Origin of the sequence: Stenotrophomonas sp. SAU14A_NAIMI4_5, assembly GCF_003086795.1 — a bacterium.
Taxonomy (GTDB): domain Bacteria; phylum Pseudomonadota; class Gammaproteobacteria; order Xanthomonadales; family Xanthomonadaceae; genus Stenotrophomonas.
In genome coordinates, this window is record NZ_CP026003.1 from 3,043,902 (window position 1) to 3,067,240 (window position 23,339).

The window sequence follows — 23,339 nt, forward strand, 5'->3', positions numbered from 1 at the left end:
ACTTAGACGCCCTTTTGAATCACGCCGAAGAACACCATGACGGCGGTAACCGCGATCCACAGAATGGCCAGCGGGATGAAGACCTTCCAGCCCAGGCGCATGATCTGGTCATAGCGGAAGCGCGGGAAGCTGGCACGGAACCAGATGTAGGCACTGGCGAAGAAGAACACCTTGACGAACAGCCACGGTGCACCGCCCTTCCAGATCCAGTCGACCAGCGGCGAGACATCGCCGAAGTCCGCCCAGCCCTGGATCGGGCTCAGCCAGCCGCCGAGGAAGAAGATCGAGATCAGGAAGCTGATCAGGATCATGTTCGCGTATTCGGCCAGGAAGAACAGGGCGAAGGCACCGCCGGAGTATTCGACCATGTGGCCGGCGACGATTTCCGATTCGCCTTCCACCACGTCGAACGGAGCGCGGTTGGTTTCAGCCACGCCCGACACCCAGTAGATGACGAACAGCGGGAACAGCGGGATCAGGAACCAGTCGAAGAAGCCGGAGCTGCCGGCCTGGGCCATCACGATGCTGCTCAGGTTCAGGCTGCCCGAAGCGATCATCACGCCGACCAGGGCGAAGCCCATCGCGATTTCGTAGCTGATCATCTGCGCCGAGGCGCGCATGGCACCCAGGAACGCGTACTTCGAGTTGGATGCCCAACCGGCCAGGATGATGCCGTAGATGCCCAGCGAGGTCATCGCCAGCAGGTACAGCAGGCCGGCGTTGGCGTTGGACAGCACGATCTGCGAGTCGAAGGGCACCACCGACCAGGCGGCAAACGCCGGGGCCAGGGTGATCAGCGGCGCGAGCAGGAAGATCGCCTTGTTGGCGCTGCTCGGCTGCAGGACTTCCTTGAACAGCAGCTTGAAGACGTCGGCGAAGGCCTGGAAGATGCCCATGCCCACGTACATCGGGCCGTGGCGGACGTGCATCCAGCCGATCAGCTTGCGTTCCCAGACCACGTAGAAGGCCACCGAGACGATCACCGGCACGGCGATCACCAGGATCTTCAGGATGATCCAGATCAGCGCGCCGATATCACCGAGGGCAAGCAGCCACTGGTGCAGCGGGTCGACCGCGTTCAACAGCAATTCGTTCATGCAGCCACCACCGATACGCGAGCGGCACCCAGCGGCGCGGTCGCGCCGTGGCCCGATTCAATCCAGACCGAACCCGCAGCGACGCGGGCGTCGACCACCACCGGCAGGGTGGCCTTGCCGGCATCGGTGCCGACCTTGGCCATCTGCCCTTCCTGCAGCTGCAGGCGCGCGGCATCGTCAGCGTTCAGCACGATGCGCGGGGCGTTGTTCAGCGGATGCGACTGCAGCGCCGGCGCGCGACGGACCACCGCATCGGTGCGGTAGATCGCAGCGGTCGAAGCCACTTCCAGGCCTTCGCCGGCAACGGCCGGCTGGGCCGAGGCCGCCACGGCGACCGACACCGGCGCCAGGCTGGCACGCAGGCCGGCCAGGTCGGTGAAGTCGAAACCGGCCAGCGCCATGTCGCCGCCCAGTGCGCGCAGCACGCGCCAGCCCTCGCGGGCCTCGCCCGGCAGCTTGCCGCCGGCACGGGCCGACTGCTCGCGACCATCGAGGTTGGTCAGGGTGGCGTCGATTTCCGGCAGCGCGCCGATCGGCAGGATGACGTCGGCAACGTCGCGGGTGGAGACGCAGGCGAACTGGCTGAAGGCCACCACCTTGGCACCGACCAGCGCCTTGCGCGCGGCCGGGGCATCGGCGAAGTCCAGGCCCGGCTCGAGGCCGTACACCACGTAGGCCTGGCGCGGCTGCGCCAGCATGGTGGCCACGTCCTTGCCAGCCGGCAGCACGCCGGCGCGGGTCAGGCCCACGGCATTGGCGCCCTGCGGGATGCGGCACAGCTTGGCACCGGTGGCGGCAGCGAAATCACGCGCAGCGGCGCGGATCGCGGCGGCCTGCGGGTGGTTCTCGGCGATGCCACCGACGATCAGCACGGTGTTGGTACCGCCCTGCACTGCCGAACGCAGTTCTTCGCTGGCCAGCGCGTCGACGAACTTCGACGGGGCAACGATCTGCTTGCCGGCGATGCTGAAGGCGAAGTCGAAGTCCACCGGGTTGACGACGTGGATCTTCGCGCCCCTGGTGGTCTGCGCCTTGCGCAGGCGGGCGTGCAGCAGCGGCAGTTCGTGGCGGATGTTGCTGCCCAGAACGACGATGCGGTCGGCGCCTTCGATCTCGGCCAGCGGCAGGCCGAACACTTCGGCGGTTGCTGCGTCGGAGAAATCGCGGTTGTTGATGCGGTGGTCGATGTTGTTCGAGCCCAGGCCCTTGGCCAGGCGGGCCAGCAGCGCGCCTTCCTCGTTGGAGGTCGACGGGTGCACCAGCACGCCCAGGTGGTCACCCTGGTGGGCCTTGAGGATCTCGGCGGCCGCAGCCAGGCCTTCGGCCCAGCTCACTTCCTTCCACTCGCCGTTGACCTTGCGCAGCGGCTTGACCGCACGGTCTTCGCTGTACAGGCCCTGGTGCGAGTAGCGGTCACGGTCGGACAGCCAGCACTCGTTCACGGCTTCGTTGTCGCGCGGCACGGTACGCAGCACTTCGCCGCGACGCACGTGCAGGAACAGGTTCGAACCCATGGCGTCGTGGTAGCCCAGCGATTCGCGCGCGGTCAGTTCCCACGGACGGGCGCGGAACTGGAACACCTTGTTGGTCAGCGCGCCGACCGGGCAGACGTCGACGACGTTGCCGGACAGCTCGGTGGTCAGCGGCTTGCCGTCGTAGGTACCGATCTGCAGGTTCTCGCCGCGGTACATGCCACCCAGTTCGTAGGTGCCTGCCACGTCGGCGGTGAAGCGCACGCAGCGGGTGCACTGGATGCAGCGGGTCATCTCGGTGGCGACCAGCGGACCCATGTCCTCGTCCGGCACCACGCGCTTGCGCTCGTTGAAGCGGCTGACCGAACGGCCATAGCCCAGCGAAACGTCCTGCAGCTCGCACTCGCCGCCCTGGTCGCAGATCGGGCAGTCCAGCGGATGGTTGATGAGCAGGAACTCCATCACCGAACGCTGGAACTTGAGCGCCTTCTCACTGCGGGTGGCGACCTTCATGCCGTCCATCACCGGGGTGGCGCAGGCCGGCGCCGGCTTCGGCGACTTCTCCACGTCCACCAGGCACATGCGGCAGTTGGCAGCGATCGGCAGCTTCTCGTGGTAGCAGAAGCGCGGAATGGAGATGCCGGCCTTGTCGGCGGCCTGGATGATCATCGAGCCCTTGGGCACGACCAGCGACTTGCCATCGATCTCGATGGTGACGTGATCGGGTGGGACGCTCGGATTTACGGGTTGCGCGCTCATGCAGCGGCTGCCTCCACCTTCTTGCCGTCAACCATCGAATGACCGTTGACGATGTAGTACTCGAACTCGTCCCAGAACTGGCGCAGGAAGCCCTGGATGGGCCATGCAGCCGCTTCGCCGAACGCACAGATGGTGTGGCCTTCGATCTGGCCGGCCACCGCCTTCAGCTGGTGCAGGTCTTCCATCGTGGCCTTGCCGGCGACGATGCGCTCCAGCACGCGGTGCATCCAGCCGGTGCCTTCACGGCACGGGGTGCACTGGCCGCAGGATTCCTTGTGGAAGAACTGGCTGATGCGGCAGGCGAACTTGACGCAGCAGACGCTGTCATCCAGCACCACGACGGCGCCCGAACCCAGGCCGGAGCCCAGTGCACGGATGGTGTCGTAGTCCATCGGCAGGCCCTTCAGCTCGGCCGCGGTCAGCACCGGCATCGACACGCCGCCCGGGATCGCGCCCTTCAGGGTGCGGCCCGGACGCAGGCCACCGGCCATTTCCAGCAGGTCGTCGAAGGTGGTGCCCAGCGGCACTTCGAAGTTGCCGCCGTTCTGCACGCAGCCGGAGACGGAGAAGCACTTCGGGCCACCGTTTCCGGTCAGGCTCAGGCCCTTGAACCACTCCGGACCGTTGCGGATGATCGCCGGCACCGAACCGTAGGTTTCGGTGTTGTTGATCGTCGACGGCTTGCCGTAGAGGCCAAAGTTCGCCGGGAACGGCGGCTTGTAGCGCGGCTGGCCCTTCTTGCCTTCCAGCGATTCCATCAGCGCGGTTTCTTCGCCGCAGATGTAGGCGCCGGCGCCCAGGGCACCGTAGATGTCGATGTCCACGCCCGAGCCCATCACGTTCTTGCCCAGCCAGCCGTTTGCATAGGCATCGGCCAGGGCCTGCTCGAAGTTCTCGAACGGCTCGTGGTGGAACTCACCGCGCAGGTAGTTGTAGCCCACGGTCGAGCCGGTGGCGTAGCAGGCGATCGCCATGCCTTCCACGACCGAATGCGGGTTGTAGCGCAGGATGTCGCGGTCCTTGCAGGTGCCCGGCTCGGATTCATCCGAGTTGCAGAGGATGTACTTCTGCATGTTGCCCTTGGGCATGAAGGACCACTTCAGGCCGGTCGGGAAGCCAGCGCCACCGCGGCCGCGCAGGCCCGAGGCCTTGACCATCTCGATGACCTGCTCCGGCGGGATCTTCTCTTCGAGGATCTTGCGCAGGGCGGCGTAGCCACCGGTCTTCAGGTAGCTTTCGTACGACCACGGGGTGTCGTAATGCAGGGTGGTGTAGACCACCTGGTGCGGCAGCGGCGCGGGGCCGACCGGACCCTTGGATTCGTGGTGATGTGCCATGCCCTTACTCCAGCCCGTCCAGCAGCTCGTCGACCTTTTCCAGGGTCAGACGCTCATGGTAATGACCGTTGATGACCATCATCGGTGCACCACCGCAGCCTGCCAGGCACTCTTCCTCGCGCTTGAGGTAGACGCGGCCGTCCGGGGTGGACTGGCCGTGCTTGATGCCCAGCTTCTTCTCGCAATGGCGCACGATGTCTTCGGCGCCATTGAGCCAGCAGCTGATGTTGGTGCAGATGGCCACGTTGTTGCGGCCCACCTTCTCGGTCTCGAACATCGAGTAGAAGCTGGCGACCTCGTAGGCCCACACCGGCGGCAGATCCAGGTACTTGGCCACGCCGGCGATCAGCTCGTCGGTCAGCCAGCCCTGGTTCTGCTCCTGGGCCGCATGCAGGCCCTGCAGCACGGCGGAGCGCTTGCGGTCCGGCGGGAACTTGGACAGCCAGTGATCGATGTGAGCGCGCGTCTTGTCGCTCAACACCACCATCGGGTCGACGTCGCGCGCCGTCTCGAAATTACCTGTCGCCTTCATCGGCCGACCTCAGCGAAATGCATAACGTGAAATTGCAGAAACTGCGGCGCCGGCTTGCGCCGGCTGCCTGCAGCAGGCGTTGGCTTGGCAGACGTCATTACCGGTCAACCTCGCCGAACACCAGATCGTAGGTGCCGATCATCGCCACCACGTCGGCCAGCATGTGGCCGCGCACGATCGAATCGATCGAGGACAGGTGGGCGAAGCCCGGCGCGCGCAGGTGCACGCGGAAAGGCTTGTTGGCGCCATCGGAGACCAGGTAGCAGCCGAACTCACCCTTCGGGGCTTCCACCGCCGAATAGGTTTCGCCGGCCGGCACGCAGTAGCCTTCGCTGAACAGCTTGAAGTGATGGATCAGCGCTTCCATGTCGTCCTTCATGTCCTCGCGGCTGGGCGGCGCGACCTTGAAGTTCTTCACCATCACCGGGCCCGGGTTGGCCTTCAGCCACGCCACGCACTGCTTGATGATGCGGTTGGACTCACGCATTTCCGCCACGCGGCACAGGTAGCGGTCGTAGCAGTCGCCTTCCTTGCCCAGCGGGATGTCGAAATCGACGGCATCGTACTTGGCGTACGGACGCTTCTTGCGCAGATCCCAGGCAACGCCCGAGCCGCGCAGCATCACGCCGGTCATGCCCCACTGGTGGGCCAGCTCCGGGCTGACCACGCCGATGCCGACCGTACGCTGCTTCCAGATACGGTTGTCGGTCAGCAGGGTTTCGTATTCGTCGACGCGACCCGGGAACTCGTTGGTGAAGTTCTCCAGGAAGTCCAGCAGCGAGCCTTCACGCGAAGCATTGAGCTGCTTCAGCGCCTTGCCCTTGTGCCAGCGCGATACCTTGTACTTCGGCATGTGGTCCGGCAGGTCGCGGTAGACGCCGCCCGGACGGTAGTAGGCCGCGTGCATGCGCGCGCCGGAGACTGCTTCGTAGCAGTCCATCAGCTCTTCGCGCTCACGGAAGGCGTACAGCATGACCGCCATCGCACCCAGATCAAGGGCGTTGGAGCCCAGCCACATCAGGTGGTTCAGGATGCGGGTGATTTCGTCGTACATCGTGCGGATGTACTGCGCGCGTTCCGGCGCCTCGATCCCCATCAGGGTCTCGATCGAGCGCACGTAGGCGTGCTCGTTGCACATCATCGACACGTAGTCCAGGCGATCCATGTAGCCGATCGACTGGTTGAAAGGCTTGGACTCGGCCAGCTTTTCGGTACCACGGTGCAGCAGGCCGACGTGCGGGTCGGCGCGCATGATAGTTTCGCCGTCCATTTCCAGGATCAGGCGCAGCACACCATGGGCGGCCGGATGCTGCGGGCCGAAGTTCATGGTGTAGTTGCGGATTTCCTGCCGGCTTTCGGCGGCGTTGCTGGCGAAGGCTTCGCCGGCCTGGTGTACGTGGCTCACTTCACTGCCTCCTGCGCGCGCTCACCTTCTGCGGTCTGCAGACGGGCGTCGTCGCGGATCACGCGCGGCACGCCGACGCGCGGCTCCACCGAGGTGACCGGTTCGTAGATCACGCGCTTCTTTTCTTCGTCGTAGCGGACTTCGACGTTGCCGATCAGCGGGAAGTCCTTGCGGAACGGATGGCCGACGAAACCGTAGTCGGTCAGGATCCGGCGCAGGTCCGGGTGACCTTCGAAGATCACGCCGTACAGGTCGAACGCTTCGCGCTCGAACCAGTTCAGGCCCGGCCAGATGCCGGTCAGCGAGGACACCACCGGCAGTGCTTCGTCAGGGGCGAAGCAGCGCAGGTGCAACATCAGGTTGTGCTGGTAGGAGCGCAGCTGGGCGACCACGGCGAAACGCTGGGTCGGCATGTGCTGCGGGCTCGCGCCGTCGGCACCGTTCTCTTCGGTGGGGAACTCGCCCCACGCGAAACGGCCCTGGGCCTTGCCTTCGACGCCGCGGCTGAAGCCCTGCGAGGACACGCCAGCGGTGTCCCATTCGTCGGAGCCATAACCGAGGTAATCGACGCCGCAGAGATCCACGGCCTGCTCGAAACCAAACTCGTCACGCAGCGCCAGCGCGGTGGCATGCCACTCGGCGGCAGGCACCTCCAGCGTCACTTCGCCGCGGGGTTCGACCACGATGACCTTCGCACCAGCGAAACGTGCGGAGAGTCGGTCGATGAAGGATGCTTGCTCTGCCATGGGGGCTTGGCGCGCTCTTGTAGTGTGGAAGGGTCAGCGGGCGATGGTCTGTGTACGCCAGATCTTCTTCTGCAGCTGCAGGATCCCGTACACCAGCGCCTCGGCGGTCGGCGGGCAGCCCGGGACGTAGACGTCCACCGGCACCACGCGATCACAGCCGCGCACGACAGAATAGGAGTAATGGTAGTAGCCGCCACCGTTGGCGCAGCTGCCCATCGAGATGACCCACTTCGGGTCCGGCATCTGGTCGTAGACCTTGCGCAGCGCCGGGGCCATCTTGTTGACCAGGGTGCCGGCCACGATCATCACGTCGGACTGACGCGGCGACGGGCGGAACACCACGCCGTAGCGGTCAAGATCCAGGCGCGCGGCGCCGGCGTGCATCATCTCGACCGCGCAGCAGGCCAGACCGAAGGTCATCGGCCACATCGAGCCGGTGCGCGCCCAGTTCAGCAGTGCGTCGACGCTGGTGGTGACGAAGCCCTTTTCCAGCAGCGGGTTGTCGCCCTCCGGCCGCAGGATGTCATCAACCCGCCCTTCCGGGACCGGATTGTTCATGAGGCCATCGAGAGTCTGAATCACTCCCATTCCAGCGCTCCCTTCTTCCAGACGTAAATGAAACCGAGGAACAGCATGCCGACGAACAGGCCCATGGTGACGAGCGAACGGGCGCCCAGTTCCATGAAGACCTGGGTCCACGGCACGATGAAGATGATTTCCAGGTCGAAGACGATGAACTGGATCGCGATCAGGTAGTAGCGCACGTCGAACTTCATGCGCGCGTCTTCGAAGGCCTCGAAGCCGCACTCGTACGGCGAGAGCTTTTCCAGATCGGGGCGGCGGGGACCGAGGAATCGACCGATCAGCATCAGCGTGATGCCGATACCGGTCGCGACGATCAGAAACAGCAGAGACGGCAAATATTCGGCCAGCACAGCGATTCTCTCTTGCCTCTGCCGCCGCGCCTGCAGGCGCTTTGGCATGGGGGAGTGGACGGGAAACGGCTGGCGCATTGCGCGCCAGGAGAACCCGCTTTACTTACAAATGGTGCCCAAGAGGGGACTCGAACCCCTACGACCTAAGTCGCTACCACCTCAAGGTAGTGCGTCTACCAATTCCGCCACCTGGGCAAACGATCACATCAGTCAGATAACCCGATGCGCCGCATATTGTAACCGTCTTCAGTCTTTCTGGGAGCCTTCCGAAGGCTTTTCTTCACCAGAAACCGAAGATTCCGCCTGAGCCGGCACATTCGCGGCCGGAACCGGGGCGACCGGGACCGCATCGGCCTTCGGAACGGCCGGGAGTTCACCTGCCGGAGCGGCCGGAGCGCTGGCCGCCGGGGCGGACATCAGGCCCAGGTCCTGGTCGGCCGCCGGACGGCTGCCGTGGCCGGCATACCAGGCCATGAAGAGGCTGATGCCGAAGAACACGACGGCCAGCCACTTGGTCGACTTGGACAGGAAGTTGGACGCGCCACGCGCGCCGAACACGGTGCCCGAGGCGCCAGCGCCGAAGCCCGAACCAGCCGCCGCACCCGAACCACGCTGCATCAGGATGAGCGCGATCATGGCCACGGCCACGAGCACGTAGACGACATTGAGGATCAACATCAGCATTGGGAATCCGCCCTCGGACAATACTTACAAGGATTAGTTCGCGACCGCCGCCTCCGCGATGGCCAGGAAGTCCGCGGCCACCAGGGAGGCGCCACCGACCAGCCCACCATCGACATCCGGCTGCGCGAACAGTTCCCCGGCATTGTCGGGCTTCACGCTGCCGCCGTAAAGAATGGGCAGTGAATCAGCGATTCTAGCATCGATGCGCGCCACTTCGCCACGGATGAACGCGTGGACCTGCTGCGCCTGCTCCTTGCTGGCGGTCTTGCCGGTACCGATGGCCCAGACGGGCTCGTAGGCGACCACGGCATTGGCGAAGCCCTCGCCCCCGACCAGGGCCAGCACCGGGGCCAGCTGGCCGGCGATGACGGCCTCGGTCTGCCCGGCCTCGCGCTGTTCCAGGGTCTCGCCGACGCACAGCACCGGCACCAGGCCGGCATGCAGGGCGGCGGCGAACTTGCGCGCGACCAGCTCGCTGCTTTCATTATGGTACTGGCGGCGCTCGGAGTGACCGACCAGGCCGTAGCGGGCACCGACCTCGTGCAGCATGGCGGCGCAGACCTCACCGGTATAGGCGCCCTTCTCGTTGCTGCTGACGTCCTGGGCACCGAACACCAGGCCGGTCTCGCCGAAGTCCTCGACCAGCTCTCCCAGGTAGGGCAGCGGCGGCAGGATCACCACCTCGACCCCGGCCTTGGGCAGCCCCGCAGCCACCTGGCCCAGCAGGTCAGTGGCGAATTGACGGCTGCCGTGCAGCTTCCAGTTTCCGGCGACGATCTTGCGGCGCATGAGCGGGTGGCTCCTGTATGAAGTCAGCCGCCCATGATACCCGTTACGGCAAAAACCCGTTTGCTTGTAAGCGGTTACATGGATTTTCAGCGAACGGCACAGCCCCTCGTGGCGGGTGGGATGGGTTGGGTGGGGTTGGCTTCGTCGCGAACAGCCCGGTTGGATTCGGCGGCTTGGCCGGGCGGGTGGGCTGCGCAGGGGACGCCGTGAATCCGTCCCTGGAGGCTCGGTCGCCGCATCCATGCGGCTCACGCCCCTGCGCAACCCACCCGCCCGGCCTCTGACACATTCCGGCGGCTCCCCCCGCCACGGAAAGAAAAAAGAAGAGCAAGAACAAGAGCAAAAGCAAAAGCAGCACCCCGGCCCCACGTCGATCTGACAGATGTGTCGACCAAGGTCGACACCTACCAAGAGCCGCCCATACCCACCGTCACCGGGAAACTGTCGGGGGTGGGGCGGTGTGGGTTGGCAGGACCGTTGGCGCCATGGATGGCGCCATCGAGCCCCCATGGACGGGTTCACGGCGTGTCCTGCCAACCCACACCGTCCCGCCCAACCAGCAATATCCCAGAGCCGCTTTGGCTTTGGCCTCTGCGGGTGCAGGGCGCAGCCCTGCCGAACACCCTCCGCTGCGCTCGCCGGGCATGGCCCGGCGCTACCCGTAATGAAAAAGCCGCCTTTCGGCGGCTTCTTCATTACTTCAGCTTGATCTCGCGCAGGCGTTCCTCGAGGAAGCCGTGGGCGGTGATCGGCTCCGGGTACCGGCTCGGGTTTTCCGGGGTGATGCACGAGGGCAGCACGTCGATCAGGAAATCCGGGTTCGGGTGCAGGAAGAACGGCACCGAGTAGCGCGGCTGGCGGGCCAGCTCACCCGGGGGATTGACCACGCGGTGGATGGTCGACGGGTACACGTGGTTGGTCAGGCGCTGCAGCATGTCGCCGATGTTGACCACGATGGTGTCGGCATCGGAGGTGAACGGCACCCACTTGCCATCATGCGACTGCACTTCCAGGCCCGCGGCGCTGGCGCCGACCAGCAGGGTGATGAAGTTGATGTCGCCATGTGCACCGGCACGCACGTTCGGGATGTCGTCGGTGGTGATCGGCGGGTAGTGGATCGGACGCAGGATCGAGTTGCCGAAGTTGGTCTTGTCGGCGAAGAAGTCTTCCGGCAGGCCGATGTGCAGGGCCAGCGCCGACAGGACGCGCGAGCCCAGGTTGTCCAGCGCCTGGTACAGGCCGTAGCCGCGCTCACGGAAACCCTCGACCTCGGACGGCCACAGGTTCGGCGCCATCACGTCACGGTACTTGGAGTCGTCGGCGATCTCGCGGCCGATGTGCCAGAACTCCTTCAGGTCGAAGTGCTTGGAGCCCTTGGCGGTTTCAACGCCGAACGGGGTGTAGCCGCGGGCGCCGCCGCTGCCGGCCACGTGGTACTGGCGCTTGACCTCGTCCGGCAGGGCGAAGAAGGCCTTGAACACGTCATAGGCCGCGTCGATGTCAGCCTGCGGGATGCCGTGGTTGCGGATGCCCGCGAATCCCCATTGGCGGTAGGCCGCGCCCAGCTCGGCCACGAAGGCCTCGCGGTCGCTGTCAAAACGGGTGATGTCGAGGGTCGGGATCTGGCTCACAGCGGTTCCTGGCTTGTCGTTGGGTCAAAGAGCCGGCAGCTGTCTGCCGGCCAGCCTGAACATTGTGACAGATCGGCCGAAGTACGCCATCGATACATTGAAACAAACCGATACAATGCGCCACCCGCGCGAGCAGGCGGCCCCTCCGGGCGCCCATGCAGCACGCCCCCGCCCCCTGCCTGCCCCGCTCCTGCACCATGTCCGCCGCCTCGCCCGATTCCGCCCCTGCCCCGCTTTCCGCACCTGACCGCCGCTGGCGCCGGCTGGCGTGGTGGTCGCTTTTCGTCGCCGCCAACGCAGTGCTGGCCCTGCTGATCACGCTGGGCAACGTGCCGCTGGGTGACAACCCCGGCGGCGCCCTCGGCCTGGCCTACCTGGCGGTCGCCCTGCCCGGCCACCTGCTTGCCCTGGGCGCGCTGGCCGGCGCGCTGCCGCTGGTGATCGGCCTGTGGCCGCGCAGCGCGCGCACATTGACGCTTTCAGCCATCACGGTGCAGGGCCTGTGGCTGTGCCTGCTGCTGGTCGACGCCAAGGTGTTCGCCCTGTACCGGTTCCACCTCAATGCGATGGTCGCCAACATGGTGTTCGGCGGCGCGCTGCACGACCAGGTCAGCCTGTCGTGGAAGACCTGGCTGCAGGCGGGCGGCCTGGTGGCGGCGATCTTCGCCGCGCAGGCACTGCTGGCCTGGGCGTGCTGGAAGCTGCTGTCGCCGGCACCGCACCGCCGCCGCGTGCTGCAGGCGTGGACCGCCATCGCCCTGCTGATGGGCGGCGGCCAGGTCGCCACCGCCTACTACGATGCGCTCGGCGAGCGCGCCGTGATCGGCCAGTGGAACTACCTGCCCTGGGCGCAGCCGATCACCGCCAAAAGCTTCATGCGCCGGCTCGGCGTGCACAGCCAGCAGCAGGCCGGCCTGCCCGACCCGCGCCATGCCCAGCTGCAGTACCCGCTGCAGCCGCTGCGCTGCCAGAGCCACAGTCGCCCGAACGTGCTGATGGTGGTGCTGGAATCGCTGCGGCACGACGCACTGACCCCGCAGTACATGCCGCACACCGCGGCGCTGGCGGACTCGGCGCGCGTTTACGACCATCATTTCAGCACCGGCAACGCGACCCGTTACGGCCTGTTCGGCCTGTTGTACGGCCTGCCCGGTGGCTACTGGCCGAGCATGCTGGATGAGCAGCGCGGCTCGCAGCTGTTCAAGGTGCTGCAGCAGCAGGGTTACGACCTGCACCTCTATGGCAGCGCGCCGCTGTACAGCCCCGAGTTCGACCGCACCGCCTTTGCCGACGTGCGCGACCAGCTGCACCAAGGGCCGACGGAACTGGATTCGTCCGGGCGCGACCGCAGCATCGTTGCCTCGCTGCAGCAGGACATCACCCGCAGCCAGGACGCGCAGCGCCCGTGGTTCGGCTTCGTGTTCCTCGATTCAACCCACGCGCCGTACCACATGCCGGCCGGCTACCCGCCGGTAGCCACGCCGATGGCGGCCGACATCGACTTCCTCAAATTCGGCCCGGACCATGACCCGACGCCGGAGCTCAACCGCTACCACACCGCCGTGCACTACGCCGACAGCCTGGTTGGCGAGCTGCTTGACCAGCTGCGCGCGCAGGGCCTGGAGCAGGACACCATCGTGCTGGTCACCGGTGACCACGCCGAGGAATTCAACGACCTCAAGCTCAACTACTGGGGCCACAACGGCAACTTCTCCAACCACCAGCTGCAGGTGCCGTTCGTGCTGCGCTGGCCGGGCGAAGGCAGCGGCCACGACGCGCGCACCAGCTCCCACGAGGACTGGGTGCCGACACTGATGCGGCATGCCCTGGGCTGCGAGAACGCGCTGGGCGATTTCAGCACCGGCCAGGACCTGCTGGCCGTGCCGCAGGGCCCACGCTCGCTGGTGGTGGAGAGCTGGTCGCAGCGCGCGGTCCGCCACGGCGATGCGATCTACGTGTTCGACAAGTTCGGCAACGCGACCGCACTGGACCAGAACTACCTGCCCCTTCCGCAGCAGGCGCCGGACCCGGCCAGCCTGCGTACCGCGTGGGATGCCCTTACCCGCTTCCGCAACCGTTGAATTACAGGACTGATTCGCGATGAACCGCCCGCTGCGCATTCTCCACACCGAAGCCGCCAAAGGAATGGGTGGCCAGGAGATCTACATCCTTCGCCACATGCAGGTGATGCGTGCACGCGGCCACGAGGTCGCACTGCTGTGCCAGCCCGACGCGCGGCTGGCCACGCTGGCCCGCGATGATGGCTTCACCGTGCACACCCTGCGCATGGGCGGCATGGCGCGGCTGATGCGCGGTATCTGGTCGGTGTCGCGGCTGGTGCGCCGCGAGCGCTACGACGTGGTCAACACCACCAGCCGCCGCGACACGCTGATCGCCGCCGCCGGTGCACGCCTGGGCCGAACGCCGCTGGTGGTGCGCTCACGCCACCTGATGAGTCCGGTCAACTCGCTGCTGACCTATACCGGGTTGCCGCACCGGGTGATCACCGTGAGCCGCTTCGTGAAACAGCTGTTGGCCGAGCGTGGCATCGCCAGCGACACCATCGGCATCGTGCCGCCCATCGCGGTACCGCCGCGCTGGACCGACATCCGCAAGGAAGACCCGTGGCAATGCCTGCAGGACGTCCGCGCCGAGGTCCGCGCCGAGCTCGGCTTCAGCGACGAGGACATCGTGGTCGGCTGCGTGGCGGTGCTGCGCGAACCGAAGGGCCATGCCGACCTGCTGCGTGCGATCGCGCCGCTGTGCAAGGCCAACCCTCGCCTGCACCTGGTGGTGGTCGGCAACGGCGAGGCCGTCATGCAGCGCCTGCTGGAGATGCGCGAGGAACATGGCCTGCAGCAGCAGGTGCACCTGCTCGGCTACCGCGACAGCGCCTGCCGGCTGATGACCGGCTTCGACATCTTCGCCCTCGCCTCGCACAAGGAGGCGGCCGGCACGGTCTTCCTCGAGGCCGCCTACGTGGCGGTGCCGATCGTCGCCACGCGGGTCGGCGGCGTGCCGGAAATGGTGGCCGAAGGCAGCAATGCCATCCTCACCCGGCTGGGCGACAATGGCGCGTTGACCGCCGCCCTGCGCCTGCTGGTGGATGATCCGCAGCGCAGGCAGATGATGGGCCGTGCCGGCTGGGACTGGATGCGCAATGCGCACGATTTCAGCCCCGCCGGGCATGGCGAAACCACCGAACACTACTACCACCAGTGGCTGAAGGAGCTGGGACATGGCTGATGCGCGAACCGTTCCGGTGCTGATGCACCATCACGTCAGCCCCTCGCCGGGGATGATCACCGTCTCGCCGGAGAACTTCGAAAGCCAGATCGCGTGGCTGGCCAACAACGGCTGGACCTCGCTGACCCTGGACCAGTACGCCGGCTTCCTGGCCGGCAAGCCGGTGCCGCGCCGGTCCATCGTCATCACCTTCGATGATGGCTACCTCGACAACTGGGTGTACGCGCACCCGATCCTGCAGAAGTACGGCATGCACGCGGTGGTGTTCGTGGTGACCGGCTGGATGGGCGAAGGCGAGGTGCGCCCGCATGCGGGTGTCGCCGGTGCGACGCTGCCTGCGACGCCGGACCACCGTGGCTGCGAAGCGGCGATCTTCGAGAACGACCGCAGCGACGACGTGATGATGCGCTGGAGCGAGGCTCGCGAGGCAATCGAGGCGGGCACCTTCGAAGTGCATTGCCACACCCACACGCACACCCGCTGGCTGCGCCGCGACGACCTGGACCGCGCGCAGCGCCGGGCCGGCATCAGCCAGGACCTGGCGATCTCGCGGCAGGTGCTGCAGGACAAGCTGGGCGAAGTGTCCGACACGCTGTGCTGGCCCTACGGCGATTTCGACCAGGACCACGTCGAGGTCGCGCGCGAGCACGGCTTCCGTTACCTGCACACCACCCACCCGTTCGGCCGCAACGTGGTCGGTGGCGACCCGGAACGCATCTACCGCTTTGCGATCCGCAACCGTCCGGCCAACTGGCTGCGCAAGCGCATCGCGCAGAGCTACAACCCGCTGATCGCGCCGTTCTTCAACGGCTTCAAGGCGCGCCAGAAGAAGATGGTGCCGGGGCCCTGAGCGGCCCAGGCCGTCACCCCATCGCTGCGGAACAAAAAACGCCCCGGTCTCCCGGGGCGTTTTCAGTCTGGCCCGGCGGCAGGTGGCTTAGGCCGATGCCGCCGCCTTCACCGCAGCGGACAGGCGATCCAGCGTGTCCTGCATCAGCGTGGCTTCGTCGGCCTCGACGGTGACGCGCACCACCGGCTCGGTGCCGGACGGACGCAGGAACGCGCGTCCGCGGCCGGCCACGGCCTGCTGTGCGTCAGCCAGCGCCGACTGCACGCTGTCGGCCTGCACCGTGGCCTTGGCCGAGACATCGCCCAGGCGCACGTTGACGGTCTTCTGCGGCACCTTGGCCAGCGGCTGCAGCGCCTGCCGCAGGCTCTGGCCGGTGCGGCGCAGTGCCACCAGCACCTGCAGGGCGCTGACGATGCCATCGCCGGTGGTTGCCCGGTCCAGGCACAGCAGGTGGCCGGAGGCTTCGCCACCGAGCACGCCGCCGCCTTCGATCAGCGCCTGGTGGACATAGCGATCGCCCACGTTGCTGCGCACGAACGGGATCTGCAGTTCGCCCAGGGCCTTTTCCAGGCCGTAGTTGCTCATCAGCGTGCCGACCACCGGGCCGCGCAGGCGGCCGTCGGCCTGCCACGCACGGGCCAGGATGTAGAGCAGGTCGTCGCCGTCGACCGGGTTGCCCTGGTCGTCGGCCATCAGCACGCGGTCGCCGTCGCCGTCGAAGGCGATGCCGAGGTCGGCACCGGTCTCGCGCACCTTGGCGGCCAGGTTGTCGATGTGGGTCGAGCCCACGCCATCATTGATGTTGACGCCGTTGGGCTCGGCACCGATGCCGATCACTTCGGCACCCAGCTCACGGAACAGCAGCGGTGCGATCTGGTAGGTGGCACCGTGGGCGCAGTCGAGCACCAGGCGCACGCCGCGCAGGTCGAAAGTGCGCGGCACGCTGGCCTTGCAGAATTCGATGTAGCGGCCGACCGCTTCGCGCGCACGCGCGGCCTTGCCCAGCTTTTCCGATTCGGCCGTCACGAACGGCACGTCCAGCGCGGCTTCCAGCGCCAGTTCGGTGGCATCGTCGAGCTTCTCGCCCTGGGCGGAGAAGAACTTGATGCCGTTGTCGTAGTGCGGGTTGTGCGAGGCACTGATGACGACGCCGGCATCCACGCCCAGGGTGCGGGTGAGGAAGGCCACCGCCGGGGTCGGCATCGGCCCCAGCAGCTGCACGTCGGCACCGGCGGCCACCAGGCCGGCTTCCAGTGCGGCTTCGAACATGTAGCCGGAAATACGCGTGTCCTTGCCGATCACCACGATCGGGCGGCGGCCACCGGGGCCGCGCTGTTCGACCAGCACGCGGCCCAGCGCATTGCCCAGGCGCAGCACGAAGTCGGCCGAGATCGGGCTCTGCCCGACGCGGCCGCGGATGCCGTCAGTACCGAAGTACCTGCGGCCCGCCATCACGCCACCTCCGGCGCCGGCTGGCGGCCGAGCATGGCCAGCAGGTCGGACAGGCGATCACGCATTTCACGGCGGTCACAGATCTGGTCGATGGCACCGTGCTCCAGCAGGAACTCGGAGCGCTGGAAGCCTTCCGGCAGCTTCTCGCGCACGGTCTGCTCGATCACGCGCGGGCCGGCGAAGCCGATCAGCGCCTGCGGCTCGGCGATGTTGATGTCACCCAGCATGGCGAACGAGGCCGACACGCCACCGGTGGTCGGATGGGTCAGCACCGAGATGTACGGCAGGCCGGCTTCGCGCAGCTTGCCCAACGCAGCCGAGGTCTTGGCCATCTGCATCAGCGAGAACAGGCCTTCCTGCATGCGCGCGCCGCCGCTGGCGGAGAAGCACACGTAGGGTGCACCGATCTCGACGGCGGTTTCAGCGGCCAGCGCGAAGCGCTCACCGACCACCGAACCCATCGAGCCGCCCATGAAGGCGAAATCGAAGGACGAGGCGACCAGCGGACGACCCTTGAGCAGACCACGCATCGCGATCAGCGCGTCGTACTCACCGGTGTTCTTCTGCGCGATCTTGATGCGCTCGCTGTACTTCTTCTGGTCCTTGAACTTCAGCAGGTCGGTCGGGCCCAGGCGGGCACCGATCTCGGTGGTGCTGTCGGCGTCGAACAGGGCCGCCAGGCGCGCGCGGGCGCGGATCGCCATGTGGTGACCGCACTTCGGGCAGACCTCCAGGTTCTCTTCCAGCTCGGGGCGGTACAGCGCGCTGCCGCAGCTGCTGCACTTTTCCCACAGGCCCTCGGGGACGCTGCGCTTCTTGCTGGGGGTGTTGTCGGTGCGGATGCCAGACGGCATCAACTTGCTGAGCCAACTCATGCGGGAGGACACTTCCGTTCAGGGCGGCCCGAGGGCCGCAAAGGCGGACAGTCTAGCTCTGCTGCGCCCGCCCGTGCACCCCTTGTGGGGAACGGGCCGGCAGGAAAAAACCATGCTGGGACGTACGTTTAGCGTCGCCGGGCATGGCCCGGCGCTACCTTCAAGGCGTCCAGCGCATCGCCGGTAGTGCCGGCCGCTGGCCGGCAACCCTTGGCGCACGCGTGGGTCAGGCGTCCAGCGCCTGCCGCAGCGGGGCCAGGAAGGCACCGGCACGCTGGGCGGCCTCCTCGGCCGATCCGGCATCGGCCAGCGCCGCCACCAGGGCGCTGCCGACCACCACGCCATCGGCCTGGCGGGCCATGGCCGCGGCACTGGCCGCATCCTTGATGCCGAAGCCGGCCACCACCGGCACGCTGGCGCGTGCACGCAGGGCCTGCAGCCGTGCGCTGGCGGCATCGCTGTCCAGGCGCTCGGAGGCACCGGTGACGCCGGCGAAGCTGACGTAGTACAGGTAACCGCGGGCCAGCGCGAGCAGTTTGTCCGCGCGGGCTTCGCTGGTGGTCGGCGAGGCCAGCAGGACCAGCGCTAGGCCGGCCGCATCGAAGGCCTGCTGGGCTTCACCGGCTTCTTCCGGCGGCAGGTCCACCAGCAGCACGCCGTCCACGCCGGCGCCCACTGCAGCCTCGGCGAAGGCCGCATAGCCGTGGATCTCCACCGGGTTGAGGTAGCCCATCAGCACCACCGGGGTCTGCGCATCGCGCTGGCGGAACTGCGCCACCGCCTGCAGCACGTAGCGGCTGCCGGCACCACGGCCCAGCGCGCGTTCGGAACTGCGCTGGATGGTCGGGCCATCGGCCATCGGATCGGAGAACGGCACGCCCAGTTCGATCACATCGGCACCGGCCTCGACCAGCGCATGCATGACCGGCACGGTGGCCTCCAGCGACGGGTCGCCAGCGGTGATGAAGGGGATCAGCGCCTTGCGCTGCTGCTCGCGCAGGCGCTGGAAACAGGCATCGAGTCGGGATACGGACATGTCAGGTACATCCTTCGATCAGGTCAACGGCGCCGCTGGCGCCCCAGTACATTCGGGAAACGGTGCCGTCGACGATCTCCACGCGGATCGCCAGGTCGGAACCGGGGTCCTGCCAGAGCAGGGTCTCGCCGGCCTCGGCATCTTCGCCATAGGGCCGCGCGAGGGCGCCCCGTGGCAGCAGCTGCAGGGCCTGCGCACGCGGCATGTCCAGGCGCAGGCCGAACGGCCCGGGCTGCACCACCACCTGGCCCGAGTCGTCGATGGGGGCCAGGTCAAAGCGAACCACGTCGCCGTCCTGGACCATCATCGCCACGCCTTCGGGCAGCGTGCCGCGCTCGTAATACTCACAGCGCCCGGCCGTGGCCTCGCCCAGCCCGGCCGAGTGCCACTGCGCCTCACCCTCCAGCTCGCTGAAAGGCTGGCCGATCAGCACGTCGCCGGCATGGTCCAGCGCCACCGACACCACTGCCGGGGCGGTTTCGTCCTCGGCGCTGTCGGCGGTGGTGGCTACCGGCGCATCCTCGATCGGGCGATGCGCGGCGTCATCATCATTGCTGGCCAGCTGGCGTGCCGGAGCGATCGCTGCGGGCGATGCCGGCGCGGGTGCCAGCACCGGCGGATCGGGCGGCGTGCAGCCGCCCAGACCGACGGCCAGCACCAGCGCGCCACCGTGGCGCAGCACGTAGTTCACAGCACCAGGCCTTCGCGCGCGGCGATGGTGTGCACGTCCTTGTCGCCACGTCCGGACAGGTTGCACAGCACGATCTGGTCGCGCGGGCGCTCACGGGCCAGCTTGATGGCCTGGGCCAGCGCGTGGCTGGATTCCAGCGCCGGCAGGATGCCCTCGGCGTGCGCCAGCAGGTGGAACGCCTGCAGCGCCTCCTCATCGGTGATGCCCAGGTAGGTGGCGCGGCCGCTGTCGGACAGGAAGGCGTGTTCCGGGCCGACGCCGGGGTAGTCCAGGCCGGCCGACACCGAATGGGTCTCGATGATCTGGCCATCGTCATCGCACAGCACGTAGGTGCGGTTGCCGTGCAGCACGCCGGGGCGGCCGGCGGCGATCGAGGCGGCGTGGCGACCGGTGTGGATGCCGTCGCCGGCCGCTTCGGCGCCGAAGATCTCGACCTCGCGATCGTTGAGGAAGGCATGGAACAGGCCGATGGCGTTGCTGCCACCGCCGACGCAGGCGGTGATCGCATCGGGCAGGCGGCCGTACTCGGCCAGCATCTGCTCGCGCGCTTCGCGGCCGACGATGGCGTTGAAGTCACGCACCATGCGCGGGTACGGGTCCGGGCCGGCCACGGTGCCGATGATGTAGAAGGTGTCCTGCACGTTGGTCACCCAGTCGCGCATCGCTTCGTTGAGCGCGTCCTTCAGGGTGGCCGAGCCGGAGGTGACCGGCACCACCGTCGCGCCGAGCAGCTTCATGCGGTAGACGTTGATCTTCTGCCGTTCGATGTCGGTGGCGCCCATGTAGACCACGCATTCCAGGCCCAGGCGCGCGGCGACGGTGGCACTGGCCACGCCGTGCTGGCCGGCGCCGGTCTCGGCGATGATGCGCTTCTTGCCCATCCGCGCGGCCAGCAGGGCCTGGCCGATGGTGTTGTTGATCTTGTGCGCGCCGGTGTGGTTCAGGTCCTCGCGCTTGAGCAGGATCTGCGCACCGCCGACATGGTCGCTCAGGCGCTGGGCGTGATAGATCGGGCTCGGCCGGCCCACGTAATGAGCCAGGTCCTTGTCGTAGGCCAGCTGGAACGCCGGATCCTGGCGGGCCTGGTCGTAGGCCTGGGCCAGTTCCTGCAGCGGGCCGACCAGGGTTTCGGCGACGAAACTGCCGCCGTAGCGGCCGAAGTGGCCCTGGGCGTCCGGGAAGGCGTGGTAGTCGGCAATGGGGGAGGCAGACATGGAAGCGACCGCTGGTTCGAGACAGGTGGATACTCTAGCGCACGGATCCTGACCGGAATATCGATATTATCTGGCGCATATCGTCAGGAAATCTCACATGAGCACCTCCCTGCTGCCACCGCTCAACGCCCTGCGTGCCTTCGAGGCCACCGCCCGCCTGGGGGGCGTGGGCCGCGCCGCGCAGGCCCTGCACGTAACCCATGGTGCGGTGAGCCGGCAGCTGAAGCTGCTGGAGGGCCACCTGGGGCTGCCGCTGTTCCAGCGTGCCGGCCGCGGGCTGCGCCTGACCGAGGCCGGGCAGCGCCTGCACGTGGCCTGCGGCGAAGCCTTCGCCGGCATCGAGGCCTGCGTGCGCGAACTGCGCCAGCCGGCGCGTTCCCCGGCGCTGGTGCTGGGCTGCAGCGGCAGCGTGCTGGCACGCTGGATGATTCCCCGCCTGCCTGCGCTGCAGGCGGCCCTGCCCGGGGTGAACCTGCAGTGGTCGGCGCTGGATGGCGCCTTCACCGAGGCGCAGGCGGCGCTGGATGCGGTGCTGCTGCTGGCGCAGGGGCCGTGGCCGCGGGGCTGGCAGGTGCGCGAGCTGGCGCCGGAACGGGTGGGCGTGGTGGTGGCGCCCTCGCATCCTGCCGCGCAGCGCCTGCGCCATGTAGCGCCCGCCGCGCTGCTGCAGGAGACGCTGCTGCACACCAGCTCGCGGCCACAGGCGTGGCCGGCATGGGCGCAGGCGCACGGGCTGGACCCGGCGCGGTTGCAGCTGGGCACCGGCTTCGAGCACCTGTACTACCTGCTGGAAGCGGCCGTTGCCGGACTGGGGCCGGCCATCGCGCCGGAGCCGCTGGTGGCCGAGGACCTGGCCGCCGGGCGCCTGGTCGCGCCGTGGGGCTTCTCTGCGACCGGCGGATTCTGGGTGCTGGCGCGGCCGGATGGCCCGGCCGACCCGCGGGTGGAGGCGTTGGCTGATTGGGCCACGCAGCAGCTGTAGCGTCGAGCTTGCTCGACCGCCTTCGCGCGTAGAGTCGAGCTTGCTCGACTGCTTTCGTTCCAGTCGAGCAAGCTCGACTCTACGAAATCGGGAGCAAGCTCGACTCTACGAAATCGGCAGCAAGTGCGGCGTTACAGGCCGTTGGAGAACACGTCGAGCGCCTTGGCACTCACCCAGCCCTGTGCGCACTGCGCCGACGCCGGTTGGCAGGCGTGGCTGCGATCGCGCTGCAGGTGCTGGATCGGCCGGTCGCCATAGGTGCCGCACAGCGCGCTGCCCGCCTTGCAGGCGGCGACACTGCTGGCCGGCACCGAGGTCACGAAGTAGTACTGCGGGTTCTGCCCGGCACGCCCGATGGCCTGCACGCAGACCCGCTGGCCCTGCGCGAACCGCGCCGTCGCCACCGCCTTGCTGCCGGTGCTGGGCACGCGGTCGACAGCAGGAACCGGCACGCAATCAGGGCGCGGTGGGTGCGGCCAGCCGTTGCTGCAGGTCCTCGCGCAGGCGCGACAGTTCGACTTCGGCCTGCTGCCGCTGCTGCATGCCCTCGCGATGGATGCTGCGCACTTCCTCGACCGTGGCGATCAGCTGGTCGTGGACGTGGCGCAGCGTGGCCACGTCGATCACGCCGCGCTGGTTGCTGCGCGCGGTATCCACCGAGGCCTGGCGCAGCAGGTCGGCATTGCGGCGCATCATCTCGTTGGTGGCATCGTCGATGGCGGTGGACAGTTCGACCGCGGCCTTCTGCTCGCCCAGCGACAGCTGGATGGCGAACTGGCGCTTCCACGACGGGATGGTGATCTCGCGCACCGTGTTGAACTTCTCGATCAGCTGCAGCGCATTGGCCTGGATCAGGCGGATCATCGGCAGCGACTGGTCGGCGGCGTGCTGCATCAACTGCAGGTCGGACACGCGCTTTTCGATCAGGCGGATCGCATTGTCGACCTCGCTCTGGCGGATGCGCTGCTGCGGGTCATCACTGCCCTGCCCCGCCAGCTGCTCTGCCTGCAGTTCGGCCAGGCGCTGCTTGCCGGCGGCGGCATACAGGCCCAGCGCGTGGCGCTCCTCGCGCACGATCTCGTGCATGCGGTCGAACTCGCCCACGCGCTTGCCCATCAGCGCCTGCTGCACGCCGACGTCGCCCAGCAGCTGCTCGATCTGCGCATTGGTATCGCTGAATTTCTGCACCAGCTCGCCCTTGGACACGCGCAGGCGGTCGATCAGGCCGCCGATGACCGGCACCTTCGAACGCTGGGCGAAGCCATCGAGTTTCAGGCTGCGCGCGATGCGCACCACTTCGCCGAGCTTGTCGCCGCTGGCATCGAGGTCGCGGTTGCGCACCTGGTCCAGCAGCTGGCTGGAAAACGCGGCGGTGCGCGACGCGGCTTCGCGGCCGAACACCTGCAGGTTGCCCGGCCGCAGGTCGTCCAGTTCCTTGCGGATCTCGGCGATGCGGGGAAGATCCTCGCGGACCAGGCCCAGGGCCTGCAGCGCGCCCTCGTCCAGTGCGGAAGGGGTGGCCGGGGTCGGCACGAGGGTGCCGGGGTGCTGGCTGTCCTGGGTCATCGGGCAGTCTCCTTGCAGGTGGGTTAGCGGCAGCGGCGGC

General features: G+C 67.5%; 22 protein-coding genes and 1 tRNA gene. 4 read left to right on the plus strand and 19 right to left on the minus strand.

Going from position 1 to position 23,339, the window contains the following annotated elements; all coding sequences use genetic code 11:
* Positions 1-2: 2 nt before the first annotated feature.
* The 12 genes from nuoH to C1925_RS14310 form a co-directional block, all read right to left on the minus strand.
* Complete coding sequence (nuoH, locus tag C1925_RS14255) at positions 3-1,097, minus strand: NADH-quinone oxidoreductase subunit NuoH (RefSeq protein WP_108769453.1); 1,095 nt, start codon at positions 1,095-1,097, stop codon at positions 3-5.
* Entirely contained in the window at positions 1,094-3,328 is a 2,235-nt protein-coding gene (gene nuoG / locus C1925_RS14260) for an NADH-quinone oxidoreductase subunit NuoG (RefSeq protein WP_108769454.1), read from the minus strand. Before nuoG ends, nuoH begins: the two co-directional genes overlap by 4 nt.
* Positions 3,325-4,665 carry an NADH-quinone oxidoreductase subunit NuoF gene (gene nuoF, locus C1925_RS14265; protein ID WP_108769455.1) on the minus strand — a complete coding sequence of 447 codons (1,341 nt, stop codon included), beginning with the start codon at positions 4,663-4,665 and terminating at the stop codon, positions 3,325-3,327. Before nuoF ends, nuoG begins: the two co-directional genes overlap by 4 nt.
* 4 nt (positions 4,666-4,669) lie before the next feature.
* A complete protein-coding gene (nuoE, locus tag C1925_RS14270) occupies positions 4,670-5,197 on the minus strand; it encodes an NADH-quinone oxidoreductase subunit NuoE (protein WP_108769456.1) in 528 nt (175 codons plus the stop codon).
* A 97-nt stretch (positions 5,198-5,294) separates the two neighbouring features.
* Positions 5,295-6,602 carry an NADH-quinone oxidoreductase subunit D gene (locus C1925_RS14275; protein ID WP_108769457.1) on the minus strand — a complete coding sequence of 436 codons (1,308 nt, stop codon included), beginning with the start codon at positions 6,600-6,602 and terminating at the stop codon, positions 5,295-5,297.
* On the minus strand, positions 6,599-7,348 hold the full coding sequence (locus tag C1925_RS14280; RefSeq protein ID WP_108769458.1) for an NADH-quinone oxidoreductase subunit C: 750 nt from the start codon (positions 7,346-7,348) through the stop codon (positions 6,599-6,601). The genes C1925_RS14275 and C1925_RS14280 overlap by 4 nt, the downstream gene beginning before the upstream one ends.
* A gap of 33 nt (positions 7,349-7,381) precedes the next feature.
* On the minus strand, positions 7,382-7,936 hold the full coding sequence (locus tag C1925_RS14285) for an NADH-quinone oxidoreductase subunit B (RefSeq protein ID WP_079222612.1): 555 nt from the start codon (positions 7,934-7,936) through the stop codon (positions 7,382-7,384).
* Positions 7,927-8,283 (minus strand): NADH-quinone oxidoreductase subunit A, encoded by a 357-nt coding sequence (locus C1925_RS14290; protein WP_079222613.1) that lies wholly within the window; start codon positions 8,281-8,283, stop codon positions 7,927-7,929. Before C1925_RS14290 ends, C1925_RS14285 begins: the two co-directional genes overlap by 10 nt.
* Before the next feature lie 110 nt (positions 8,284-8,393).
* A tRNA-Leu gene (locus C1925_RS14295) sits at positions 8,394-8,478 on the minus strand.
* 51 nt (positions 8,479-8,529) lie between these two features.
* Positions 8,530-8,967 (minus strand): preprotein translocase subunit SecG, encoded by a 438-nt coding sequence (secG, locus tag C1925_RS14300; RefSeq protein WP_108769459.1) that lies wholly within the window; start codon positions 8,965-8,967, stop codon positions 8,530-8,532.
* A gap of 33 nt (positions 8,968-9,000) precedes the next feature.
* Positions 9,001-9,756: a triose-phosphate isomerase gene (tpiA, locus tag C1925_RS14305; protein WP_108769460.1), complete on the minus strand. Its 756-nt coding sequence runs from the start codon at positions 9,754-9,756 to the stop codon at positions 9,001-9,003.
* A gap of 695 nt (positions 9,757-10,451) precedes the next feature.
* Positions 10,452-11,387, minus strand: a complete 936-nt coding sequence (locus C1925_RS14310; protein WP_108769461.1) for a 2-oxoglutarate and iron-dependent oxygenase domain-containing protein — start codon at positions 11,385-11,387, stop codon at positions 10,452-10,454.
* Positions 11,388-11,584: 197 nt separating this feature from the next.
* Here C1925_RS14310 and C1925_RS14315 point away from each other — a divergent pair, with 197 nt between their 5' ends.
* Genes C1925_RS14315 through C1925_RS14325 form a run of 3 tightly spaced genes read left to right on the plus strand, consistent with a single transcriptional unit; the run spans position 11,585 to position 15,483 of the window.
* Positions 11,585-13,468: a sulfatase-like hydrolase/transferase gene (locus tag C1925_RS14315; protein WP_108769462.1), complete on the plus strand. Its 1,884-nt coding sequence runs from the start codon at positions 11,585-11,587 to the stop codon at positions 13,466-13,468.
* A gap of 19 nt (positions 13,469-13,487) precedes the next feature.
* Positions 13,488-14,633: a glycosyltransferase family 4 protein gene (locus C1925_RS14320; RefSeq protein WP_108769463.1), complete on the plus strand. Its 1,146-nt coding sequence runs from the start codon at positions 13,488-13,490 to the stop codon at positions 14,631-14,633.
* Entirely contained in the window at positions 14,626-15,483 is an 858-nt protein-coding gene (locus C1925_RS14325) for a polysaccharide deacetylase family protein (protein WP_108769464.1), read from the plus strand. Before C1925_RS14320 ends, C1925_RS14325 begins: the two co-directional genes overlap by 8 nt.
* A gap of 87 nt (positions 15,484-15,570) precedes the next feature.
* On the opposite strand, the gene glmM is transcribed toward C1925_RS14325, so the two are convergent.
* The 5 genes from glmM to trpB form a co-directional block, all read right to left on the minus strand.
* Positions 15,571-16,935 carry a phosphoglucosamine mutase gene (gene glmM / locus C1925_RS14330; RefSeq protein ID WP_108769465.1) on the minus strand — a complete coding sequence of 455 codons (1,365 nt, stop codon included), beginning with the start codon at positions 16,933-16,935 and terminating at the stop codon, positions 15,571-15,573.
* Positions 16,935-17,810 (minus strand): acetyl-CoA carboxylase, carboxyltransferase subunit beta, encoded by an 876-nt coding sequence (gene accD, locus C1925_RS14335; protein WP_108769466.1) that lies wholly within the window; start codon positions 17,808-17,810, stop codon positions 16,935-16,937. The genes glmM and accD overlap by 1 nt, the downstream gene beginning before the upstream one ends.
* 226 nt (positions 17,811-18,036) lie before the next feature.
* Positions 18,037-18,846 (minus strand): tryptophan synthase subunit alpha, encoded by an 810-nt coding sequence (gene trpA, locus C1925_RS14340; RefSeq protein ID WP_108769467.1) that lies wholly within the window; start codon positions 18,844-18,846, stop codon positions 18,037-18,039.
* 1 nt (position 18,847) lies between these two features.
* Complete coding sequence (locus C1925_RS14345; RefSeq protein WP_108769468.1) at positions 18,848-19,537, minus strand: hypothetical protein; 690 nt, start codon at positions 19,535-19,537, stop codon at positions 18,848-18,850.
* Complete coding sequence (gene trpB, locus C1925_RS14350; RefSeq protein ID WP_108769469.1) at positions 19,534-20,751, minus strand: tryptophan synthase subunit beta; 1,218 nt, start codon at positions 20,749-20,751, stop codon at positions 19,534-19,536. The genes C1925_RS14345 and trpB overlap by 4 nt, the downstream gene beginning before the upstream one ends.
* Before the next feature lie 97 nt (positions 20,752-20,848).
* On the opposite strand from trpB, the gene C1925_RS14355 reads away from it, so the two are divergent.
* On the plus strand, positions 20,849-21,733 hold the full coding sequence (locus C1925_RS14355; protein WP_108769470.1) for a LysR family transcriptional regulator: 885 nt from the start codon (positions 20,849-20,851) through the stop codon (positions 21,731-21,733).
* A gap of 131 nt (positions 21,734-21,864) precedes the next feature.
* Here the strand turns inward: C1925_RS14355 and C1925_RS14360 are convergent, their stop codons facing one another.
* Together C1925_RS14360 and C1925_RS14365 are read right to left on the minus strand one after the other, a co-directional pair.
* Positions 21,865-22,185, minus strand: a complete 321-nt coding sequence (locus C1925_RS14360; protein WP_159097531.1) for a hypothetical protein — start codon at positions 22,183-22,185, stop codon at positions 21,865-21,867.
* 4 nt (positions 22,186-22,189) lie between these two features.
* Positions 22,190-23,299, minus strand: a complete 1,110-nt coding sequence (locus C1925_RS14365; protein WP_108769472.1) for a toxic anion resistance protein — start codon at positions 23,297-23,299, stop codon at positions 22,190-22,192.
* Positions 23,300-23,339: the final 40 nt, after the last annotated feature.

What these genes read in the sequence shown, in the direction of transcription:
- C1925_RS14365 (WP_108769472.1), bottom strand. Translation starts at nt 23,299, where the DNA reads ATGACCCAGGACAGCCAGCACCCCGGCACCCTCGTGCCGACCCCGGCC.
- nuoH (WP_108769453.1), bottom strand. Translation starts at nt 1,097, where the DNA reads ATGAACGAATTGCTGTTGAACGCGGTCGACCCGCTGCACCAGTGGCTG.
- secG (WP_108769459.1), bottom strand. Translation starts at nt 8,967, where the DNA reads ATGCTGATGTTGATCCTCAATGTCGTCTACGTGCTCGTGGCCGTGGCC.
- accD (WP_108769466.1), bottom strand. Translation starts at nt 17,810, where the DNA reads ATGAGTTGGCTCAGCAAGTTGATGCCGTCTGGCATCCGCACCGACAAC.
- C1925_RS14325 (WP_108769464.1), top strand. Translation starts at nt 14,626, where the DNA reads ATGGCTGATGCGCGAACCGTTCCGGTGCTGATGCACCATCACGTCAGC.
- C1925_RS14355 (WP_108769470.1), top strand. Translation starts at nt 20,849, where the DNA reads ATGAGCACCTCCCTGCTGCCACCGCTCAACGCCCTGCGTGCCTTCGAG.
- trpA (WP_108769467.1), bottom strand. Translation starts at nt 18,846, where the DNA reads ATGTCCGTATCCCGACTCGATGCCTGTTTCCAGCGCCTGCGCGAGCAG.
- nuoG (WP_108769454.1), bottom strand. Translation starts at nt 3,328, where the DNA reads ATGAGCGCGCAACCCGTAAATCCGAGCGTCCCACCCGATCACGTCACC.
- C1925_RS14280 (WP_108769458.1), bottom strand. Translation starts at nt 7,348, where the DNA reads ATGGCAGAGCAAGCATCCTTCATCGACCGACTCTCCGCACGTTTCGCT.
- tpiA (WP_108769460.1), bottom strand. Translation starts at nt 9,756, where the DNA reads ATGCGCCGCAAGATCGTCGCCGGAAACTGGAAGCTGCACGGCAGCCGT.
- C1925_RS14285 (WP_079222612.1), bottom strand. Translation starts at nt 7,936, where the DNA reads ATGGGAGTGATTCAGACTCTCGATGGCCTCATGAACAATCCGGTCCCG.
- C1925_RS14320 (WP_108769463.1), top strand. Translation starts at nt 13,488, where the DNA reads ATGAACCGCCCGCTGCGCATTCTCCACACCGAAGCCGCCAAAGGAATG.
- glmM (WP_108769465.1), bottom strand. Translation starts at nt 16,935, where the DNA reads ATGGCGGGCCGCAGGTACTTCGGTACTGACGGCATCCGCGGCCGCGTC.
- C1925_RS14315 (WP_108769462.1), top strand. Translation starts at nt 11,585, where the DNA reads ATGTCCGCCGCCTCGCCCGATTCCGCCCCTGCCCCGCTTTCCGCACCT.
- nuoF (WP_108769455.1), bottom strand. Translation starts at nt 4,665, where the DNA reads ATGGCACATCACCACGAATCCAAGGGTCCGGTCGGCCCCGCGCCGCTG.
- trpB (WP_108769469.1), bottom strand. Translation starts at nt 20,751, where the DNA reads ATGTCTGCCTCCCCCATTGCCGACTACCACGCCTTCCCGGACGCCCAG.
- nuoE (WP_108769456.1), bottom strand. Translation starts at nt 5,197, where the DNA reads ATGAAGGCGACAGGTAATTTCGAGACGGCGCGCGACGTCGACCCGATG.